General features: G+C 39.3%; 22 protein-coding genes. 21 read left to right on the top strand and 1 reads right to left on the bottom strand.

Going from position 1 to position 20,325, the window contains the following annotated elements; translation table 11 throughout:
* Positions 1–18: 18 nt before the first annotated feature.
* The 16 genes from ftsY (at position 19) to ylqF (ending at position 11,865) form a co-directional block, all read left to right on the top strand.
* Entirely contained in the window at positions 19–1,008 is a 990-nt protein-coding gene (gene ftsY / locus FXW34_RS01180) for a signal recognition particle-docking protein FtsY (RefSeq protein WP_147532073.1), read from the top strand.
* Between the two features lie 765 nt (positions 1,009–1,773).
* Entirely contained in the window at positions 1,774–2,100 is a 327-nt protein-coding gene (locus FXW34_RS01185; RefSeq protein ID WP_147532075.1) for an aminotransferase yhxA, read from the top strand.
* Between the two features lie 23 nt (positions 2,101–2,123).
* Entirely contained in the window at positions 2,124–2,522 is a 399-nt protein-coding gene (locus FXW34_RS01190; protein WP_147532077.1) for a DUF350 domain-containing protein, read from the top strand.
* A gap of 24 nt (positions 2,523–2,546) precedes the next feature.
* Entirely contained in the window at positions 2,547–3,002 is a 456-nt protein-coding gene (locus FXW34_RS01195; RefSeq protein WP_147532079.1) for an RNA helicase, read from the top strand.
* Positions 3,003–3,015: 13 nt separating this feature from the next.
* On the top strand, positions 3,016–4,245 hold the full coding sequence (locus FXW34_RS01200; protein WP_147532082.1) for a glutathionylspermidine synthase family protein: 1,230 nt from the start codon (positions 3,016–3,018) through the stop codon (positions 4,243–4,245).
* 23 nt (positions 4,246–4,268) lie between these two features.
* On the top strand, positions 4,269–5,300 hold the full coding sequence (locus tag FXW34_RS01205) for an ion channel (protein WP_147532084.1): 1,032 nt from the start codon (positions 4,269–4,271) through the stop codon (positions 5,298–5,300).
* A 96-nt stretch (positions 5,301–5,396) separates the two neighbouring features.
* Positions 5,397–5,729 (top strand): putative DNA-binding protein, encoded by a 333-nt coding sequence (locus FXW34_RS01210; RefSeq protein WP_147532086.1) that lies wholly within the window; start codon positions 5,397–5,399, stop codon positions 5,727–5,729.
* Between the two features lie 15 nt (positions 5,730–5,744).
* The gene (gene ffh / locus FXW34_RS01215) at positions 5,745–7,100 is read left to right on the top strand and encodes a signal recognition particle protein (RefSeq protein ID WP_147532088.1); all 1,356 of its coding nucleotides are present in this window, start codon (positions 5,745–5,747) and stop codon (positions 7,098–7,100) included.
* Positions 7,101–7,205: 105 nt separating this feature from the next.
* Positions 7,206–7,478, top strand: a complete 273-nt coding sequence (gene rpsP / locus FXW34_RS01220; RefSeq protein WP_147532090.1) for a 30S ribosomal protein S16 — start codon at positions 7,206–7,208, stop codon at positions 7,476–7,478.
* Between the two features lie 12 nt (positions 7,479–7,490).
* Positions 7,491–7,721 (top strand): KH domain-containing protein, encoded by a 231-nt coding sequence (locus FXW34_RS01225; RefSeq protein WP_147532092.1) that lies wholly within the window; start codon positions 7,491–7,493, stop codon positions 7,719–7,721.
* A gap of 298 nt (positions 7,722–8,019) precedes the next feature.
* Complete coding sequence (locus tag FXW34_RS01230) at positions 8,020–8,412, top strand: YlqD family protein (RefSeq protein WP_147532094.1); 393 nt, start codon at positions 8,020–8,022, stop codon at positions 8,410–8,412.
* 8 nt (positions 8,413–8,420) lie between these two features.
* Positions 8,421–8,942: a ribosome maturation factor RimM gene (gene rimM / locus FXW34_RS01235; RefSeq protein ID WP_147532096.1), complete on the top strand. Its 522-nt coding sequence runs from the start codon at positions 8,421–8,423 to the stop codon at positions 8,940–8,942.
* Entirely contained in the window at positions 8,942–9,685 is a 744-nt protein-coding gene (gene trmD / locus FXW34_RS01240; RefSeq protein WP_147532331.1) for a tRNA (guanosine(37)-N1)-methyltransferase TrmD, read from the top strand. Before rimM ends, trmD begins: the two co-directional genes overlap by 1 nt.
* Before the next feature lie 134 nt (positions 9,686–9,819).
* On the top strand, positions 9,820–10,164 hold the full coding sequence (gene rplS, locus FXW34_RS01245; protein ID WP_147532332.1) for a 50S ribosomal protein L19: 345 nt from the start codon (positions 9,820–9,822) through the stop codon (positions 10,162–10,164).
* A 168-nt stretch (positions 10,165–10,332) separates the two neighbouring features.
* Entirely contained in the window at positions 10,333–10,884 is a 552-nt protein-coding gene (gene lepB, locus FXW34_RS01250) for a signal peptidase I (protein ID WP_147532098.1), read from the top strand.
* Positions 10,885–10,959: 75 nt separating this feature from the next.
* Positions 10,960–11,865: a ribosome biogenesis GTPase YlqF gene (gene ylqF, locus FXW34_RS01255; RefSeq protein ID WP_147532100.1), complete on the top strand. Its 906-nt coding sequence runs from the start codon at positions 10,960–10,962 to the stop codon at positions 11,863–11,865.
* Between the two features lie 199 nt (positions 11,866–12,064).
* On the opposite strand, the gene FXW34_RS01260 is transcribed toward ylqF, so the two are convergent.
* On the bottom strand, positions 12,065–13,036 hold the full coding sequence (locus FXW34_RS01260) for a nuclease-related domain-containing protein (protein WP_147532103.1): 972 nt from the start codon (positions 13,034–13,036) through the stop codon (positions 12,065–12,067).
* A gap of 110 nt (positions 13,037–13,146) precedes the next feature.
* Here FXW34_RS01260 and FXW34_RS01265 point away from each other — a divergent pair, with 110 nt between their 5' ends.
* The 5 genes from FXW34_RS01265 (at position 13,147) to topA (ending at position 20,304) form a co-directional block, all read left to right on the top strand.
* Complete coding sequence (locus FXW34_RS01265; RefSeq protein ID WP_147532105.1) at positions 13,147–13,920, top strand: ribonuclease HII; 774 nt, start codon at positions 13,147–13,149, stop codon at positions 13,918–13,920.
* A gap of 827 nt (positions 13,921–14,747) precedes the next feature.
* Positions 14,748–15,911: an ADP-forming succinate--CoA ligase subunit beta gene (gene sucC, locus FXW34_RS01270; RefSeq protein ID WP_147532107.1), complete on the top strand. Its 1,164-nt coding sequence runs from the start codon at positions 14,748–14,750 to the stop codon at positions 15,909–15,911.
* A gap of 27 nt (positions 15,912–15,938) precedes the next feature.
* Complete coding sequence (gene sucD / locus FXW34_RS01275) at positions 15,939–16,841, top strand: succinate--CoA ligase subunit alpha (protein WP_147532109.1); 903 nt, start codon at positions 15,939–15,941, stop codon at positions 16,839–16,841.
* A gap of 225 nt (positions 16,842–17,066) precedes the next feature.
* Complete coding sequence (gene dprA / locus FXW34_RS01280) at positions 17,067–17,936, top strand: DNA-processing protein DprA (protein WP_147532333.1); 870 nt, start codon at positions 17,067–17,069, stop codon at positions 17,934–17,936.
* Between the two features lie 286 nt (positions 17,937–18,222).
* Complete coding sequence (gene topA, locus FXW34_RS01285; protein ID WP_147532111.1) at positions 18,223–20,304, top strand: type I DNA topoisomerase; 2,082 nt, start codon at positions 18,223–18,225, stop codon at positions 20,302–20,304.
* The last annotated feature ends 21 nt before the right edge of the window (positions 20,305–20,325 follow it).

The following is a 20,325-nucleotide window of genomic DNA, read 5'->3' on the forward strand; positions in this document are numbered from 1 at the left end:
TGGCGAGGAAGTGAAAACATGAGTTTTTTTAAAAAGTTAAAAGAGAAAATTTCTAAGCAAACGGATACAGTCACTGAAAAATTTAAACAAGGCTTAACGAAAACCCGTGATAATTTTTCCGGAAAGGTCAATGATCTTGTTGCCCGCTATCGAAAAGTCGATGAGGATTTCTTCGAAGAGCTCGAAGAAATTCTTATCGGTGCTGATGTTGGCTTTGATACCGTCATGGAGTTAATCGATGAATTGAAAATGGAAGTAAAGCGGAAAAACATTCAAGACCCACAAGAGGTTCAGGCTGTCATTTCCGAGAAATTAGTAGATATCTATCAAGGTGGAACAACAGAGGCTACTTCTGAATTAAACATTCAGGAGTCAGGCTTAACCGTCATTCTGTTCGTAGGTGTAAATGGTGTAGGTAAAACGACGACAATTGGGAAGCTTGGTCATAAATTTAAGTCAGAAGGCAAGACCGTCTTAATGGCTGCCGGAGATACTTTCCGTGCTGGTGCGATTGAGCAGCTTGAAGTATGGGGAGAGCGTGTAGGTGTCGAGGTAATTAAGCAAGGTGCAGGTTCTGACCCAGCTGCAGTTATGTACGACGCGATTCAGGCTGCCAAAGCTCGTAAAGCTGACATTCTACTTTGTGACACAGCTGGCCGACTTCAAAATAAAGTCAATCTCATGAAAGAGCTAGAAAAGGTTAAACGTGTAATTGAACGAGAAATCCCGGGTGCTCCTCATGAAGTGTTGTTAGTACTGGATGCGACAACAGGTCAAAATGCGATGATACAGGCTAAGACATTTAAAGAAGCAACCGATGTAAGTGGAATCGTGCTGACTAAGCTTGATGGTACGGCAAAAGGTGGAATCGTTTTGGCGATCCGAAATGAGCTAAACATTCCGGTTAAATTTGTTGGACTCGGTGAAAAAATGGATGACCTTCAGAAATTTGATGCAGAACAATATGTTTATGGATTATTCGCCAATCAGGTTGAAGAGGAAGAATAGACAAGATTTTCTATGTAAATAAATTAATGAGGCTGGGACATAAGTTTTTCAGCTAAACAAAATACCGAACTATTAGGAAATTCTAACTTAGAATTTCCTAATAGTTCGATTTTTTAATTCCTTTTTCTATAGAGCTACCCTGAAATAAATGTGGATTGGATCACACATTAAGTGCAGTTTTTTTGCTTGAGGGTTTGTTAACCCGAATGTTGATTTCCTTGTGTTTGAAAATAAGTGGAAGAATTACGCTTATTTTGGAAAAGACGCATATTTCCATTATAATAACGGGAGTTTTTTCGCTTATTTCATAAAAATCAGTTGATTTTGTCTTTTGGGGAGTAGTTAAGCGGAAAATCTACTCTTATTTCAGCTCATTTAGCCCCCCTTACATACAATAAGAGGAAATTCTACTCTTATTTAGATTCTCATACCTACATGAAAATCAACACTGAACTTTAATATAGTCCCTCATAAAAATCATTCGGTTTTAATAGCGAATGATTTAGTTCTGTCCCAGTTTCTTTTTTTTTGTTAATTTTTAGTAATCAAAGGAAAATTTTCATGATAAAATAATGAAGGATATTTTTAGTGTCTAGCGCAAGCGCCTAGCGACTAGTGGACTTCACCCTTCCTCCCTGCGATAAGTCAACATCGATTTGCTACTCACGTGCTCATCGTGTTTCCTTTATCTCGGTCGGAAGGGCTTCAGTCCTGTCGTGCGCTGAGTAAGGCGCTTGCGCTTTTCTTTCAGAGGGGAGGATTTGTATGAATAAGACTAATAAAATTATTGCCGGAATCTCATCAACTGCATTAGTAATTGGACTAGCAGGCTGTGGAGACAGTGATTTACCGCCGGAGCCAGATGATTACGATTGCGACGAATGGGAATGGGATTACGATGATGGTGTTTGGGAATGTGACGATGAATATTCTGGTTACTACGGACACTACTACTATGGCGGAAGCTACTATAGTTCCAAATCATCATTGTATAACAATAAAGCTTATGCCAAATACAAGAAAAGTAGTTCTTTCAAAGGTGGAAAAGCTAGTAAAGGTTTTGGCAGCGGTTCAAAAAGCTTTGGAGGATAAACTTCAGGAAAAGAGGATTGAAAATGGACTTATATATAAATTTTGGATTGTACTTACTAGTCTCACTAGGATTATTGTTGGTCGGAGTATTTCTTTTTGAAATTTCAACAACAAAGGTTAGAGAATTTCAACTTATTGCCCAGAAGAATGTAACAGCAGCCCTTTCGCTAGGTGGAAAAGTGGTTGGATTAGCAATCGTGCTTGGTTCTGCTGCAGAAAACTCATTGGACCTGCTTGATATGGCGGTTTGGGGCGCAGTTGGGATTATTGCCCAAATCATCTGCTTTATTTTAGCCGAAGTGTTAACGATTCGTTTTAGCATTGAAAATGCGATAAAAGAAGATAACCGCGCTGTCGGTGTCATGCTTTTCTCCCTTTCGCTAGCTGTAGGTTGGGTTGTAGCAAAGTGCTTAACATACTAAGAATACCGTTCGGAGGTGAATGCGGTGCGTAAGCTTACCTATTTTATTGATCGAGGTAACGAAGAATATGAACCATTTTATGAATATCAGGTCCCTCAGGTAGGCGTCGATGAAATTTACGCCCGCCAATTGTGCACCTATTTCATTTTGAAAGGGATTCAATATCAATTGATGTCTAACGAAATGCAAGGCAATGAAGAAATCCTTGTGCTTGAAGAAATGGGGCCAAATCATCAGTTACCAGATGAACAAAGCTATCGCGGTAAAGGTATGAATGTAGAGTTCCGTAGTTCACTGCCTGAAGAAAATTATCGATTGCTTCATGTCCGCCCATGTGATTCACATTTTGAAGTGATTCGCTTTTTATTAAAGGATGTCGTCGATATTCCATTTGTTGGTCAGATGTATACAACTTCAACGGAAATTGACGAAGATCGCGGTGTTTACGTCGTGTATGTGAAAGAAATTGAGGCCGAATAGAAGGAGTACTCACATGTTCCAATCTACCTATCACCAAAATCGAAAGCATTTTTACGAAAAAATGGAGAATTTTTGGCCTGATCTTTATGGGGAAGAATATGCGTTGTATGATGTGTATCGAGCGAATCATGAGTTTGTTGACCAAGTCCGCTTAGCAACGTTGCGAATTGGCAGGATTTATTTTAAAATAGCAAAATTACTGCGCAATGTTGAGGATGATATTTTAGTGGAGATGGGTTTCCCGCGTGAAACTCTCTCCTTTATTCGTTTAGCACCGCTCACGTCTGAAAGTGTGATTTCGAGGCTGGACCTTGTTTACACAGGTGGTTCCATCAAATGCATAGAAATCAATGCTGATACACCGACCTTTATTAAGGAAGTGTTCTCTGTAAATGGAATGCTGTGTAAGGAATTTGGTTTAGGCAATCCGAATACTGGAATGGAAATGTTGCTCGCTAAAGAAGTGCAAGCAAGTATTTCAGCTCATCTCGACACTAGTAAACCCTGTCATATTGTCTTTACTGCCCATGATGACCATGTGGAGGATTTTAATACAACGCGCTACCTTCAACAAATCTGTCATTTACCTTCTCGCTTTGTCCCGCTCCATCATCTTCAGATTATAAGAGGATCGGGCCTATACGATGATATGGGTAATAAAATCGATCTGTTATACCGTCAAACTTTCCCGATTGAAAATTTAATACAGGATCAAGATGATGAGGGAAATCCAATTGGTCTATGGCTATTGGAGTTAGTTCAGATGAACAAATTGAAAATGATTAATCCACCTTCCGCCTTTTTATTGCAAAATAAAGCAGTTCAAGCTGTCATTTGGGGGCTGCATCAAGAACGTAATTCTTTTTTTTCTGAAATAGAGCACGAATGGATTGAAGAGCATTTTCTTCCGACATATCTTGAACCTGATTACTTTCTTAGTAACGCTCAATCTTTCGTGAAAAAACCATCCTTTGGCCGCGAAGGTGATACTGTTGAAATTTATGATGGTAGCGGTCATTTACTTCTAGCTGATTCTCAAACAACATATACTGGCTTCACCCCAATCTATCAACGCTATATCGAGCTACCAACTACTCAGTTTTGTTCTGAAAAAGGTCAGCAAACTGGACATTGGATTATTGGTAGTTTTTTAATTAACGGACATCCTAGTGGAATGGGCTTAAGAATTGGGAATCGAATTACGGACAATCTATCTTATTTTTTACCGATTGGAATGAAGTAAAACTCGAGTAACGGAGGGTTACTATGTGGATTTTACATAAAATTTTTTCCAAGCTTAGTAAGGTTGCTTTAAAAAAGTTATTAGGCATTACATTTTTAATGATATTGGGCTGCAGTTTCATCATTAAATTGTTTGAACCTGAAACATTCCCGAGTTATTTTGATGCACTCTGGTGGACAATGACAACGATTGTAACAGTAGGCTATGGCGATTTTTATCCAACGAGTTTTTGGGGACGCTTATTTACGATGCTATTGATGTATACATTAGGAATTGGCGCAATGGGTTTAATAATTGGGAAGATTTTTGAAAGCTTTAGTTTGTATCGTAAACTCAAGGAGGAAGGGAAATTGAAATATTCCGGGTCCGATCATTACATTTTAATAGGCTCTTCTAAAGAGAAAATGACAAATGTACTTGAAGAAATCATCTGTACTGAAACCAAATCTGACATTGTCATAATCGATAATGCTAATAAATGCCCTATTGACCATGAACGTGTTCATTTTATCAGTGGCGACCCTGCCTCAGAAGAAGTGCTGCTAAAAGCAAATATTCTCGAGTCGAAATCTGTCTCGATTTTTACAGATGAACGGATTGAATTATCCGAATTCGCTGACGGAAAAACATTGCTAATTGCCTCAAGAGTGGAATCAATTTCAAAGCATTATAACAAGAATATTTATACAATTGTTGAAATTATGAAGGAGCACCATATTTCATTATTTGAATATGCAAAGGTCGATGAATTTGTATTATCCAAGGAATCCGTGTCAAAATTGATGGCCCAGGCTGCTATCTATCCAGGTTCCAGTCGTTTGTTTAAAAAGTTACTCAGTAATGCAGATGAAGAGAATTTATATGAAATCAATAAAAAGCCCCATTGGAAAACGTATAAAGAGGCGGCAATGGAGCTTTTTGAATTGGGAGCAACGTTAATATCAGATGGTAGCAATCTCGATATTGCCAGACGATCAAATGAACGAATTGCTGAAGGGGCAAAAATGTTTGTGATATGTAATAAAGAGACGTACGATAAAATAAAAGATTGCTAGTTTGTCACATGAAAAATCAGGCGTATCTTGACATCATACGCCTTTTTTGTGTAAACTACGTTGTAAAGGCTTTTCACTTAACAAGGGGGATCGGCGATGCTTGAAAAAACAACACGCATGAATTACCTGTATGATTTTTATCAATCGTTGTTAACACCAAAGCAGCGCAGCTATATGTCCCTATATTATTTAGATGATTTTTCCCTTGGAGAAATTGCTGAAGAGTATGACGTAAGCCGGCAGGCAGTGTATGATAATATTAAGCGAACAGAAGCAATGCTAGAGGAATATGAGGAGAAGCTATCATTATTCAATAAATTCCAAGAGCGTAAGACACTTCTAGCTCATATTAAAGAACTGCTGGCAACAGACACTCCGTCTAAACAGGAGTTGCTTTCAGCAATTGCCGAAATCGAAAAACTAGATTAGGGGGCGGCAAAGAAAATGGCATTTGAAGGATTAGCCGACCGACTGCAAAATACGATTCAAAAGATTCGTGGTAAAGGAAAAGTTTCCGAAGCTGATGTTAAGGAAATGATGCGCGAAGTCCGTCTTGCTCTCCTAGAAGCAGACGTTAACTTTAAAGTAGTAAAGGATTTTGTCAAAAAAGTTAGTGAGCGTGCACAAGGCCAGGAAGTACTGAAAAGCCTAACACCAGGTCAACAGGTCATTAAAGTCGTTAAAGAAGAATTAACCGAGCTAATGGGTGGAGAGCAAAGTAAAATTGCTGTATCAAACCGTCCACCAACCGTTATTTTAATGGTTGGTTTGCAAGGTGCAGGTAAAACGACAACCACTGGAAAACTTGCAAATTTATTGCGCAAAAAATACAATCGAAAACCGATGCTTGTCGCAGCAGATATTTATCGACCAGCAGCGATTAAACAGCTAGAAACGCTTGGGAAACAGCTAAACATGCCAGTGTTTTCTCTGGGAGACCAGGTTAGTCCTGTCGAAATCGCCAAGCAAGGGATTGCGAAAGCAAAGGAAGAGCATCATGATTATGTGCTCATCGATACAGCAGGTCGACTACATATTGATGAAAACCTGATGGATGAATTGAAGCAAATTAAAGAGCTTTCCAAACCGGATGAAATTTTCCTTGTCGTTGATGCGATGACTGGTCAGGATGCCGTTAATGTGGCTCAAAGCTTTAATGAAACACTTGGTCTAACTGGTGTAGTATTAACCAAACTTGATGGTGATACCCGTGGTGGTGCAGCCCTTTCAATCCGTTCGGTTACCAATACGCCAATTAAATTTGTCGGTCTTGGTGAAAAAATGGATGCCCTAGAGCCATTCCATCCTGAACGTATGGCATCAAGAATTCTTGGTATGGGTGACGTGCTGACGCTGATTGAAAAAGCGCAATCTAGCGTTGATGAAGAAAAAGCTAAAGAGCTTGAGCAAAAAATGCGCACAGCCTCTTTTACTTTAGATGATTTCCTTGATCAGCTTGGACAAGTCCGAAATCTAGGACCGCTTGAGGACATTTTAAAAATGTTGCCTGGCGCCAATAAGATTAAAGGCTTAAACAATGTTCAAATTGATGAAAAGCAAATTTCTCATGTCGAAGCGATTATCCAGTCAATGACTAAGGCAGAAAAAATCAATCCTGAAATCATTAATGCAAATCGCAAAAAACGGATTGCTAAAGGTAGCGGAACATCGGTTCCTGATGTAAATCGCCTCTTAAAGCAATTTGAAGACATGAAAAAAATGATGAAACAAATGACAAACATGCAACAAAAAGGGAAGAAAAAAGGCGGCTTCAAGCTACCATTTAACCCTTTCGGCTAATCTGTTTAGCCAATTTTTAGGTGTTAAGAAAAAACACTTTACAAACTTTTTATTCATTGGTAATATATTATCTTGTGTGATACTATTCGGAGGTGCTTATTTAAAATGGCAGTAAAAATTCGTTTAAAACGTATGGGAGCTAAAAAATCTCCTTTCTATCGTATTGTAGTAGCAGATTCTCGTTCACCACGTGATGGACGTTACATTGAAGTAGTTGGAACTTACAACCCAGTTGCAAATCCAGCGATCGTTGATATCAATGAAGAATTAGCTCTTAAATGGTTACAAACAGGTGCAAAACCTTCTGATACAGTTCGTAACCTTTTCTCTAACCAAGGCATTATGGAAAAATTCCATAATGTGAAAAACAGCAAGTAATTCGAGATTCTTATGAAACAACTAATTGAAACGATCGTTAAGCCCCTTGTTGATTTTCCGGACGACGTCAACGTTGACGTCATTGAAGAGGATCAGCGCGTAACCTATAAGCTTTCAGTTAACAAAACCGATATGGGAAAGGTAATTGGAAAGCAGGGGCGCGTTGCGAAGGCAATTAGAACCGTAGTTTATGCAGCAGGATCATCACAACAGAAAAAGATTTTTTTAGAAATCTCAGAATAAGGAGGGGCATTCCCTCCTTTTTTCGTATGGAAAAAAAGAAAAGCGGAAGCGGCTTGGTCAGGGGCGACAGGCACAAGACGAATCACGCAAGAGACGTTAGTCTCTGGAGGGATTTGGCTTGTGACCCCGAGCCCCTAGGCGCTGCAGCTAGACAAGAAAAGCGGAAGCGGCTTGGTCAGGGGCGACAGGCACAAGACGAATCACGCAAGAGACGTTAGTCTCTGGAGGGATTTGGCTTGTGACCCCGAGCCCCAAGGCGCTGCAGCTAGACAAGAAAAACTGGAGGCGAGGTATTGCAATGAAACTGCTGCAAACGGTTATTGTCAAACAGGTTTTAACAGAAAAAAGCAAAACAGAGTTATTCGAAAAATACCAATCCAAAAAACTGCAGTACCAAAAAGAATGCGACCAGCTCCGTTTTGAAATGAAAAAACTAGAAAAAACAAAAAAATTTCAGCCTACCAGCTTAATCACTCATTTTGACAAAGAAATCCAAGCCCGCCAAGAAAAAATCAAGTTGGCTGATTTTCAACTACAACAATTACATAACCTACCATTAGGAAGCGAACTAAAGGAACGAGAGGTACAAGCTCTTGTTGACATAAATGTCGGAGACAGGTGGGATGACCATCTTGCTGGTTCGACGATTATCGTAAAAGATGGCATTGTCACGGAAATAAGAGAGAGGTGAACAGAAAAGTGGAGAAATGGTTTAATGTAGGTAAAATCGTAAACACTCACGGTATCAAAGGCGAAGTCCGAATTATTTCAAAAACAGATTTTGCGGATGAGCGATATAAACCAGGGAATACACTGTTTTTATTTTTAGAAGGATCAAAAGAACCCCTAGAATTGCTTGTAAAAACACATCGTACTCATAAAAACTTTGATTTATTGACCTTCGATGGCTTTGAAAATGTCAATGAGGTTGAAAAATTTAAGAACGGAGTATTGAAGGTTCCCGAAAGTCAGCTAGGTGCGTTAGATGAAGGGGAATTTTATTTTCATGAAATCGTCGGCTGCGCAGTATTCACGGTAGATGGCGAAGAAATTGGTAAAATTACAGAAATATTAACACCTGGTGCAAATGATGTTTGGGTGATAAAACCAAAAAATGGCGGCCGGGATATATTAATTCCATATATTGAACAAATCGTAAAAAAGGTTGACGTAAAGGAGAAAATCATCTTAATCCAACCGATGGAAGGACTCCTGTCATGATGAAAATTGATGTTCTCACGCTTTTTCCAGAAATGTTCACAGGCGTGTTCTCACAATCGATATTAAAGAAAGCGGCTGATGCTGGGGCTGTGACCTATAATCCAATTAATTTTCGCCAGTTTTCCGATAATAAGCATCAAACCGTTGATGATTATCCATATGGTGGCGGTGCGGGTATGGTTTTAAAGCCCCAGCCGATTTTCGATGCAGTGAAAGAACTAACCAAGGCTGACCAGCAACAGGTTAAGCCACGGGTTATTTTGCTTTGTCCGCAAGGGAAACGCTTTGATCAACAAAAGGCAGAAGAGCTTGCAAAAGAAGAGCATTTGATTTTCATTTGCGGTCATTATGAGGGCTATGATGAAAGGATCCGGGAGCATTTGATCACAGATGAAATCTCGATAGGTGATTACGTGCTTACCGGTGGTGAACTTGGCGCAATGGTGATTATTGATAGTGTTGTCAGACTCCTTCCTGGTGTGCTAGGAAACGAAGAGTCGCATCAGCAGGATTCATTCAGTACCGGTTACTTGGAGCACCCTCATTACACGAGACCGGCAGATTTCCGCGGAATGAAGGTGCCTGATGTATTAGTTTCTGGAAATCATCGACTGATTGAAGAATGGCGCAGAAAGGAATCGTTGCGTCGAACCTATTTGCGTCGCCCTGATTTACTTGAAAAAGTAGAATTAACAGTGGAACAGCAAAAATGGCTGGATGAGTTTAAAAAACAACAGGAATAACTATTGCGATTGGGTACTATTTATGATAAGATATTTTTTGTGACTTGGACTGTAAAGTCTATTGTCTTGATAACGATGTTCCGCTGCATCATTTAGAAGGAGTGCAAGAGCATCTGTGGGAGGAGTTGAATACGATGCAAGCATTAATCAATGAAATTACTAAAGAACAACTTCGTTCTGATCTTCCTGCGTTCCGTCCTGGTGATACTGTACGTGTACACGTTAAAGTTATCGAGGGAACTCGTGAGCGTATTCAGATCTTTGAAGGTGTTGTAATTAAGCGTCGTGGTGGTGGAATCAGCGAAACTTTTACAGTTCGTAAGATTTCTTACGGTGTAGGCGTTGAGCGTACATTCCCTGTACACACACCTAAAATTGCGAAGCTTGAAGTTCTACGTCGCGGTAAAGTACGCCGTGCGAAACTTTACTACCTACGTGCACTACGTGGTAAAAAAGCTCGTATCAAAGAAATTCGATAATAGCAAGAATCGGGGGCTTGGGATATTCAAGCCCCTATTTTTGTAATAAAATTCTTAACCCTAGGAAAAATTTTCTTAAAAATATTAATCCATTTGTGTTAATTATTACTAACTTATGTAAAATAATGATGTACAGACATTCTTTAGTTGGAGATTGGTGGGGAAACAATGACTAGGAAGAAAAACGAACTTTGGGAATGGACAAAAGCATTAGTAATCGCAGTGATATTAGCAGCAATTATCCGTACATTTTTATTTGCACCTATAGTAGTTGATGGATTATCGATGATGCCAACGCTACATAATCAAGACCGGATGATCGTCAATAAATTTAGTTATAAAATTGGTGAACCTGATCGATTTGATATAATCGTATTCCACGCTCCTGAAGGCAAGGATTACATCAAGCGTGTAATCGGTCTACCTGGTGATGAAATTGAATATAGGGATGATACACTATACGTGAATGGTAAATCGTACGAAGAACCGTATCTTGCTGAGTACAAAAAGGCAGTAATCGATGGACCTCTTACAGAACCTTTCACTTTGCAAGAAAAAATCGGTAAAACAAAAGTGCCAGAAGGCGAGTTATTCGTAATGGGTGACAATCGCCGTTACAGTAAGGATTCACGTCATATCGGTACCATTCCAATGAAAAAGGTGCTTGGTAAAACAAACATCCTTTATTGGCCGATTAAGGATATGCAAATTGTAAAATAATAATGAAGCAAATGCCATCTTGCATAATGGTATTAATCGAAAACTAGAACTATTTTATCAAAAGGGGTGACAGATATGACGATTCAATGGTTCCCCGGACATATGGCGAAAGCACGCCGTGAAGTAACGGAAAAGCTAAAATTAGTTGATATAATCTTTGAGCTCGTTGATGCGCGGATTCCCTTTTCATCACGAAATCCAATGATTGACGAGATCATTCAGCATAAACCAAGATTAGTATTACTGAATAAAGCGGATATGGCAGACAAGGACGTCACTAATCAATGGATTCAGTATTTTAAGGCTCAGGGTGTTTCTGCCTTAGCGATAAACTCACAGGCAGGAGTAGGGATGAAGGAGATTGTGGCCGAAGCCAAAAAGATTCTCAGTGAGAAATTTGACCGCATGAAAGCAAAAGGGATTAGACCTCGTGCAATACGTGCCATGATTGTTGGTATTCCTAATGCGGGTAAATCAACGCTGATTAATCGCTTGGCAAAAAAGAACATCGCCAAAACCGGTAATACACCTGGTGTTACGAAGGCGCAGCAGTGGATTAAGGTCGGTAAAGAGCTTGAACTCCTTGACACTCCAGGAATTCTTTGGCCGAAATTCGATGATCAGGATGTTGGCTTAAAGCTAGCGGTTACTGGCGCAATTAAAGATACTCTATTAAATATGCATGACCTTGCCAATTACGCATTGCGTTATATGGAAAAAGAATACCCAGAGCGCCTCAAAGAACGTTTTAAACTCGAGGTGGTACCGGAAGAAACAATTGAACTTTTCGATGTGGTAGGTCGAAATCGTGGCTGTCTTGCGGGCCGTGGTGAAGTTGACTACGATAAAGTGGCCGAGCTGGTCATTCGTGAGCTTCGAACCGAAAAGCTAGGAAAGCTATCATTTGAAAAACCGAGCGACCTTAATAGCCCTTCGGAAGAGGCAGATCAAAACAGTGAATTAGAACCAAAACTCGATTAAAGTCGAGAATTGGTTCTTTTTTTTGAGCTGAAAGTTTGGTGGATTTGAGCTGCTGAAAATGTGTCGAATTGTGTCGAAAATCGGATAAATGGCCAAATTCGTCGGATAAACTTCAAAAAACGTCGGATAAACAGCAAGATTCGTCGGATAAACACCCCAAAACGGTGGATAAACACCAAAATTCGTCGGATAAAATTTTTCATTCCTGAAGAATGTCCCAACTAAGCTGATAGATTCTTGTCTTTTTTGGGCCAGTGCTAGGCAAATTCAAGGAAATCAGTTTTTTATAGGAAAGATCCATTGATGGGAATTGTAAAAACTCACAAAACTGTTGATTGGTAATCGAGGGGCCATACAACAAGTAATAATCACGCAGAGCTTTCAAATGAGCCCGGTCGGATTCGCAGCCACATTTTGGGCAAATCCATTTACCCCTTTTATAAATGCAACCTAGATGTTGACAGGTTGGAAAATGAACACCGGGTTTAATTTCTGACCGAGAAATATTGTGGATTTTTTCAATATCGTAAGTTGGATCAATATGCTTCTCCAAAAATAGCTCGATAAGTCGTTGGCACTGTTCAGAGGTAAACACAATAGGAGCATTGGCATATTGATTCGTCATTCCTTCAATGCGCCCGATGACACTTCGTCCGCGGCAGACACGAAATTGAGTAGCGGGATCATCAACTGACTGAATCAGGCAGTTTTTATTAGTTAAAACCACTAAGTATTCAATCGGAACCAAAGGAATCTGATGTGTCAAAAGCCATTGCTGCATATCGCGAGCATGAAGTTTACCTTGAAGAAGTGGGTTTTCATATGTAGTTTCATCATTTTGAATTAATTGATCGAACTGGTGGTCAAAGTTTAATTTCCCTGCAATGTTTTTGGAATCTACTAAAAGGATATATTTAAATGTTAACAGGACGGAATCAAGTTGAAAGAAAGTGTGACCATTATGTAGGCGGAGATCGTTAAGGATATTGTAGTAATGTTGAGGGAGTTGCTCCAGGTAATAATCAAGTTTTCGCTCTCCAGCATAACCTGCTTCATGCCTACTAATGCTGTCTAGAATGAATGGGATTTTGGGGTGATTTGGATGAATTCTACCTAGTATCGCTTCATTGAAGAGGAGAATTCGAGGTTTCGTTCTTTCTTTATGTATCATATCAGGCCTCCTTTTTCCTAATTTAACAAATTCAATAAAAACTAATATATCCCTTCTTTTTTTAGTATAATGAAATTTGAATTTTGATTTTTAAGGGTGTGACATGTGGTTTGGGGAAATTAACAATCAGTCAAATTGAAAAGCGATTAAAAAATATACAAGAAAATGAACTGAACGATTTTATAAAAATACTAAAAGAGGATGACCGCAAAGGGGTTCAACAACTTTTAGCAAGGTGGCAAAAACAACAGGATCATGCAAAAATGCTTCAGCAAAAGTTCCAAGAGATGAGCCAGTATGAACAGAAACTCCGGAAACAAGGATTTCAAAACATTGCTGGAATAGATGAAGTTGGACGAGGACCACTGGCTGGTCCAGTCGTGGCTGCAGCAGTCATTTTACCAGAAAATATTTATTTGCCAGGATTGGACGACTCTAAAAAGCTATCTGAGCAAAAACGTGAAGAATTATATGAGCAAATCATCACTGGAGCGGTTGCCTATCAAGTTGGGATTATTTCTGCTGAGGAAATTGACCAAATCAATATTTATGAAGCAACGAAAAAAGCGATGTTAACAAGTATTGCTGGGCTCTCAACGAAGCCAGATTACTTGCTAATCGATGCGATGAAATTAACGACCCCCTATCCATATGAAGCAATTATTAAGGGTGATGCTAAGAGTATTTCGATTGCCGCAGCTTCCATCGTTGCCAAGGTCACTCGAGATAGAATGATGAAGGAGCTTCATGAACAATACCCAGACTACGGATTTGCGAGTAATATGGGCTATGGCACAAAGGAACACATGGATGCGTTACAGGTAGTTGGAATCACTCCATATCACCGCAAAAGCTTTGCGCCGATTAAGGACTACATAAGCTAATTGTTCCCATTTTTTTAATAGAGTGAATGTTGCTGGAACGATAGAATCGCAATCGAACCCGCACATGGCGATTATGAGTTGAGTGGTAACCATACAGGAGCAATGGTTCCCATTGGAGCGGAAAATCGAGTTGAGTGGTAACCATACAAGAGCAATGGTTACCACTGGAGCAAATTTTTTAGGTGCACGGTAACCATACAAGAGCAATGGTTACCACTGGAGCAAATTTTTGAGGTGCACGGTAACCATACAAGAGCAATTGTTACCATGAGAGCAAATTTTTGAGGTGCGCGGTAACCATACAAGAGCAATGGTTACCATTAGAGCAAATTTTCGAGGTGCACGGTAACCATACAAGAGCAATGGTTACCATTAGAGCAAATTTTCGAGGTGCACGGTAACCATACAAGAGCTATAGTTACCGATGGAACAAAATATCGAGGTGCAAGGTAACCATACAAGAGCAATGGTTACCATTGGAGTAAATTTTCGCGTTAAACGGTAACAATACCAAATAGTATCGAATGCTCTAGAAACATCCCTAAGCAACAAAGCCACTATTAATAATTCCCACAGATTGTTATTGAAAATGTAGCAATGCCTCGTCTAAAATACTATTTTTAGAAGATAGAGTCAGGCCTCATTTATGTGGAAATTTCCTATTAACATATTTTTTCAATATTTAAAATATTAATATTATTAAAAATTTCAGAAAATTATAACAAATTTATGAACTTTTATGTTATATTGTTAGACATGGGAACACTATTTTAGATAAAATGGTTTCACGCAGTCTATTTTTTAAGAGTTTGATAGGAGGATGGGAAATGAATATCCATGAGTATCAAGGGAAAGAAATCCTCAGACAATACGGGGTATCCGTACCGAATGGGAAAGTGGCTTTTTCAGTTGAAGAAGCAGTAGAAGCAGCAAAAACATTAGAGACAAAAGTTTGTGTCGTAAAAGCACAAATCCATGCTGGCGGCCGCGGTAAAGCAGGTGGCGTTAAGGTAGCAAAGAACCTAGATGAAGTTCGTACATATGCAAACGAAATACTAGGCAAAACTTTAGTCACACACCAAACTGGACCAGAAGGAAAAGAAGTAAAACGTTTACTTATTGAAGAAGGCTGCGACATTAAGAAAGAATACTATGTAGGTTTAGTATTAGACCGTGCGACTTCACACGTAGTATTAATGGCATCAGAAGAAGGCGGAACAGAAATTGAAGAGGTTGCAGAAAAAACTCCTGAGAAAATCTTTAAGGAAGAAATTGATCCAATTGTCGGCTTAACAGCTTTCCAAGCGCGCCGCATTGCGTTCAACATTAATATTCCTAACCAACTCGTAAATCAAGCAGTGAAATTTATGCTTGGCTTGTACACAGCCTTTATAGAAAAGGATTGCTCTATTGCGGAAATCAATCCTTTAGTTGTGACAGGTGATGGCAAAGTAATGGCTTTGGATGCCAAATTAAACTTTGATGCAAACGCTTTATTCCGTCAAAAAGACGTATTAGAATATCGTGATCTTGATGAAGAAGATCCAAAAGAAATTGAAGCTTCTAAATATGACCTTAGCTATGTTTCCTTAGACGGAAATATCGGTTGTATGGTGAATGGAGCAGGTCTTGCGATGTCAACGATGGACATCATCAAATATTATGGCGGCGAACCCGCAAACTTCCTTGATGTTGGGGGCGGCGCAACTGCTGAGAAAGTAACAGAAGCGTTTAAAATCATCCTTTCTGATCCGAACGTTAAAGGTATTTTTGTTAATATCTTTGGTGGAATTATGAAATGTGATGTTATTGCTACAGGTGTCATTGAAGCGGCGAAACAGGTTGGACTTGAAGTACCGCTTGTTGTTCGCTTGGAAGGAACAAATGTTGACCTTGGCAAGAAAATCCTGAGTGAGTCAGGATTAAATATCATCGCAGCGGAATCGATGGCTGATGGAGCCCAAAAAATCGTTTCCTTAGTATCGAATTAGGATTAGGATTAGGAAGGGAGAATTCACGTGAGCGTATATATCAATAAAGATACAAAAGTCATTGTGCAAGGTATTACAGGTTCAACTGCATTATTCCATACGAAACAAATGCTTGAGTATGGTACAAAAATCGTTGGTGGAACAACACCTGGTAAAGGTGGTACAGAAGTAGAAGGAGTTCCTGTATTTAATACAGTGAAAGAAGCCGTTGAGGCGACTGGTGCAACCGCTTCCGTAATTTACGTTCCGGCACCATTTGCTGCGGATGCTATTTTAGAAGCTGTTGAAGCAGAGCTTGACCTTGCTATTTGTATTACTGAACACATTCCTGTATTGGATATGGTAAAAGTAAAACGCTATATGGAAGGCAAGAAAACTCGCCTAGTCGGTCCAAACTGTCCGGGTGTTATTACTCCAGATGAGTGTAAAATCGGTATCATGCCGGGCTATATCCACAAAAAAGGTCATGTAGGTGTAGTTTCACGCTCTGGTACACTAACATATGAAGCTGTACACCAATTAACTCAAGCTGGAATTGGTCAATCAACAGCGGTTGGAATTGGTGGAGACCCTGTAAACGGGACAAACTTCATCGATGTATTAAGCGCTTTCAATGAAGATTCTGAAACTTATGCGGTCATCATGATTGGTGAAATTGGCGGTACTGCTGAAGAAGAGGCTGCTGAGTGGATTAAAGCAAACATGACTAAGCCTGTTGTAGGATTCATTGGTGGACGTACAGCTCCTCCAGGTAAACGAATGGGACATGCTGGTGCGATTATTTCAGGCGGTAAAGGTACGGCTGATGAAAAAATTCGCGTCATGAATGAATGCGGAATTAAAGTAGCAGACACGCCATCTGTAATGGGTGAAACTTTAATTGAAGTGTTAAAAGAAAAGGATTTATACGAAAAGTGTCGAACTCATTAAAAGAGAGTTAGAGCTTTTAATGGTTTTGTAAGCAATTTGAACTTACAAGCTTCTATTAATAACAGTTGAGAGGATGACTTATTTGGCGAAGATTTCTTCTTCCCTAAGTAAGTCTCCTCTTATCCTCGTGTTAAAAATCCTCTACTCCTATCTTTTTTATTCCAGGTCACAATTATATTTTTGAATATTTTGTGAACATTTTCACTTGGAGGTCATGTTATGGATATGGATTTATTTAAACGAAAGCTCCTTTTGCTTCATCATTGGAAGGGAGTCGGCTGGAATACTCTATTCCACATATTACAATCAGACCCAACCTTATCAAATGTAAACGATTTCACCACCGCTGAATTAAAACAACATTATCATCTCCCAACCCGCTCTATACCCTACAGCAATCTTCAAATTAATCGCACTCTCTCGTTTATTGACAGCTATGAACAGAATAACATCTTTCCAATTACTATTTTTGACGAAGAATATCCTAAACTCCTTAAGGAAACCTACCAGCCGCCCTGGGTAATATATGCGAAAGGAAAAATAGATTTATTACATCATCCTAAAAAATTGGCGGTTGTCGGTTCGAGGCAAGCCACGGACTATGGAAGGATGGCAATCCAACTACTATTTCCTGATTTGATTCTGTCCGGCTTTGCGATTGTGAGTGGACTTGCCAAAGGAATTGACACGATTAGTCATAAAACGGCAATACACTGTGGAGGAAAAACGATCGCTGTTATTGCCGGTGGCTTCCATCATTTATATCCTAAGGAAAATCAAAAATTGGCTGAAACGATGATGAACAGTCATTTGATAATATCTGAGTACCCACCAGACACAAGACCAGAACGATGGCATTTTCCGTTAAGAAACCGGATTATTAGCGGAATCACTTGTGGAACATTAATTGTCGAAGCGGAAAAGAAGAGTGGCTCATTAATTACGGCAAATTATGCTCTCAACGAAGGTCGAGAGGTTTTCGCAATACCTGGTAGTATCTTAAATCCTGGATCCAATGGGACAAATGAATTGATTCAACAGGGTGCGAAGCTTGTCAAAACTGCTGTCGATATCACGGAGGAACTGTCGTTTTGATTTAATGGAATGATTTATTTTGAGTGATTGTATAATTCAAAAAAGTGACTTTTTTAAATTATTTTTATAAAAAAGGTTGAAATTATTGCCAATCTGTTATACATTTTGCAACAGATATTCCTCGTGTGTATCATTAATTTTTTTTCGTTCTTTACGTGAAAACGTTTTCTTTAATTAATTATACATTGACAAATTGATTTTATTTGTTCAATAATAGTGATTAATTTATTTAACCTATATCTCGAAATAAAGATTTACGAATAATCCCTCTAAGGAGGACTACTGGATGTCAGATTATCTTGTAATCGTTGAGTCACCAGCAAAGGCGAAAACGATTGAGCGGTATCTTGGAAAAAAATATAAAGTAAAAGCATCTATGGGCCATGTGCGTGATTTACCGAAGAGCCAAATGGGTGTAACGATAGACGAAAACTATAACTATGATTTAAAATACATTACCATCCGTGGAAAAGGACCGGTTTTGAAGGAATTAAAGACAGCAGCAAAAAAAGCTAAAAAAATCTATCTCGCAGCCGACCCCGACAGAGAAGGGGAAGCGATTGCTTGGCATTTAGCACATACGTTAAATGTTGATGTGAATTCTGAATGTCGCGTGGTTTTTAATGAAATCACCAAGGATGCCATTACAGAGTCCTTTAAGCACCCGCGTCCAATCAACATGGATTTGGTAGATGCTCAACAAGCGAGACGTGTTTTAGATCGACTTGTTGGTTATAACATCAGCCCATTACTTTGGAAAAAGGTCAAAAAAGGTTTAAGTGCTGGGCGGGTACAATCGGTCTCAGTAAAGTTAATTATTGATCGGGAAAAGGAAATCAAGGATTTTGTTCCTGAAGAATACTGGACCATTTCAGCTGAATTGTTAAAGGGTAAAGAAACTTTTGTTGCATCATTTTATGGCATTGAAAACGAAAAGGTTGATTTAAAAACCGAAGATGATGTTAAAGCTGTGCTCGCAAGACTAAAGGGCAATTCTTTCATCGTTGATTCTGTGACGAATAAGGAGCGAAGACGTAATCCTGCCTTGCCATTTACGACCTCTTCACTTCAACAGGAAGCGGCCAGAAAGTTAAATTTCCGTGCTAAGAAGACAATGATGCTAGCTCAACAGCTCTATGAAGGTATTGATCTTGGTGCTGAAGGTACCGTCGGTCTAATTACATATATGAGAACCGATTCAACTAGGGTTTCAGAAGTCGCTCAAACGGAAGCGATCGATTATATTAAAACAGCCTTTGGTGATGAGTATTTACAGGCAGAAAAGCGTAAGGAAAAGAAACAAACAAATGCACAAGATGCCCACGAAGCGATTCGCCCGACTAGTACATTACGTGAACCAAGTAGTCTGAAAGAGTTTTTATCCAGAGATCAACTTCGGTTATACAAATTAATTTGGGAACGTTTCTTAGCAAGTCAAATGGCATCGGCTGTTATGGACACGATGAGCGTTGATTTGAAGAATGGTGATGTGATTTTCAGAGCAACAGGCTCGAAAATTAAATTCCCAGGATTCATGAAGGTGTATGTTGAAGGAACAGATGATCAGACTGAAGAACGTGAAAAAATGCTGCCTGATCTAAACCCTAAAGATAAAGTATTAAAAAAGGAATTAGAACCAAAACAGCATTTTACGCAACCACCGCCGCGTTATACCGAAGCAAGATTAGTTAAAACACTTGAGGAATTAGGGATAGGACGACCATCAACCTATGCTCCAACCCTTGATACGATTCAGAAACGCGGCTATGTGGCGTTAGATAACAAGCGTTTTGTTCCGACCGAATTAGGAGAAATTGTAACGGAACTAATCAGTGAGTTTTTCCCTGATATTTTAAACGCTGAATTTACCGCGTCTATGGAACAAAACCTCGATAATATCGAAGAAGGAAAAGTAGATTGGGTTAAAATTATCGATGCATTTTATCGCAATTTCGAAAAGGATTTAGCAAAAGCTGAAGTGGAAATGCAGAAGGTTGAAATTAAAGATGAGCCTGCTGGCGAAGATTGTGAGCTTTGCAATAGCCCGATGGTATTTAAGATGGGACGTTACGGTAAGTTTATGGCATGTAGTAATTTTCCAGATTGTCGTAACACAAAGCCGATTGTTAAGGATATCGGGGTGAAATGTCCAACCTGTAAGGAAGGCAACATCATTGAACGAAAAAGTAAAAAACGCCGCATCTTCTATGGCTGTGATCAATACCCTGGATGCGAGTTTCTATCTTGGGATAAACCTTTACCACGAAATTGTCCAAAATGTGATAGTATTCTAGTGGAAAAGAAATTAAAAAAAGGTGTTCAAGTTCAGTGTACGAAATGTGATTACAAGGAAGAGCAACAAAAGTAAGGGTGAGCATCGTGCTCACTC

Origin of the sequence: Bacillus marasmi, assembly GCF_902168435.1 — a bacterium.
GTDB classification, from domain to species: Bacteria; Bacillota; Bacilli; order Bacillales; family Cytobacillaceae; genus Bacillus_BU; species Bacillus_BU marasmi.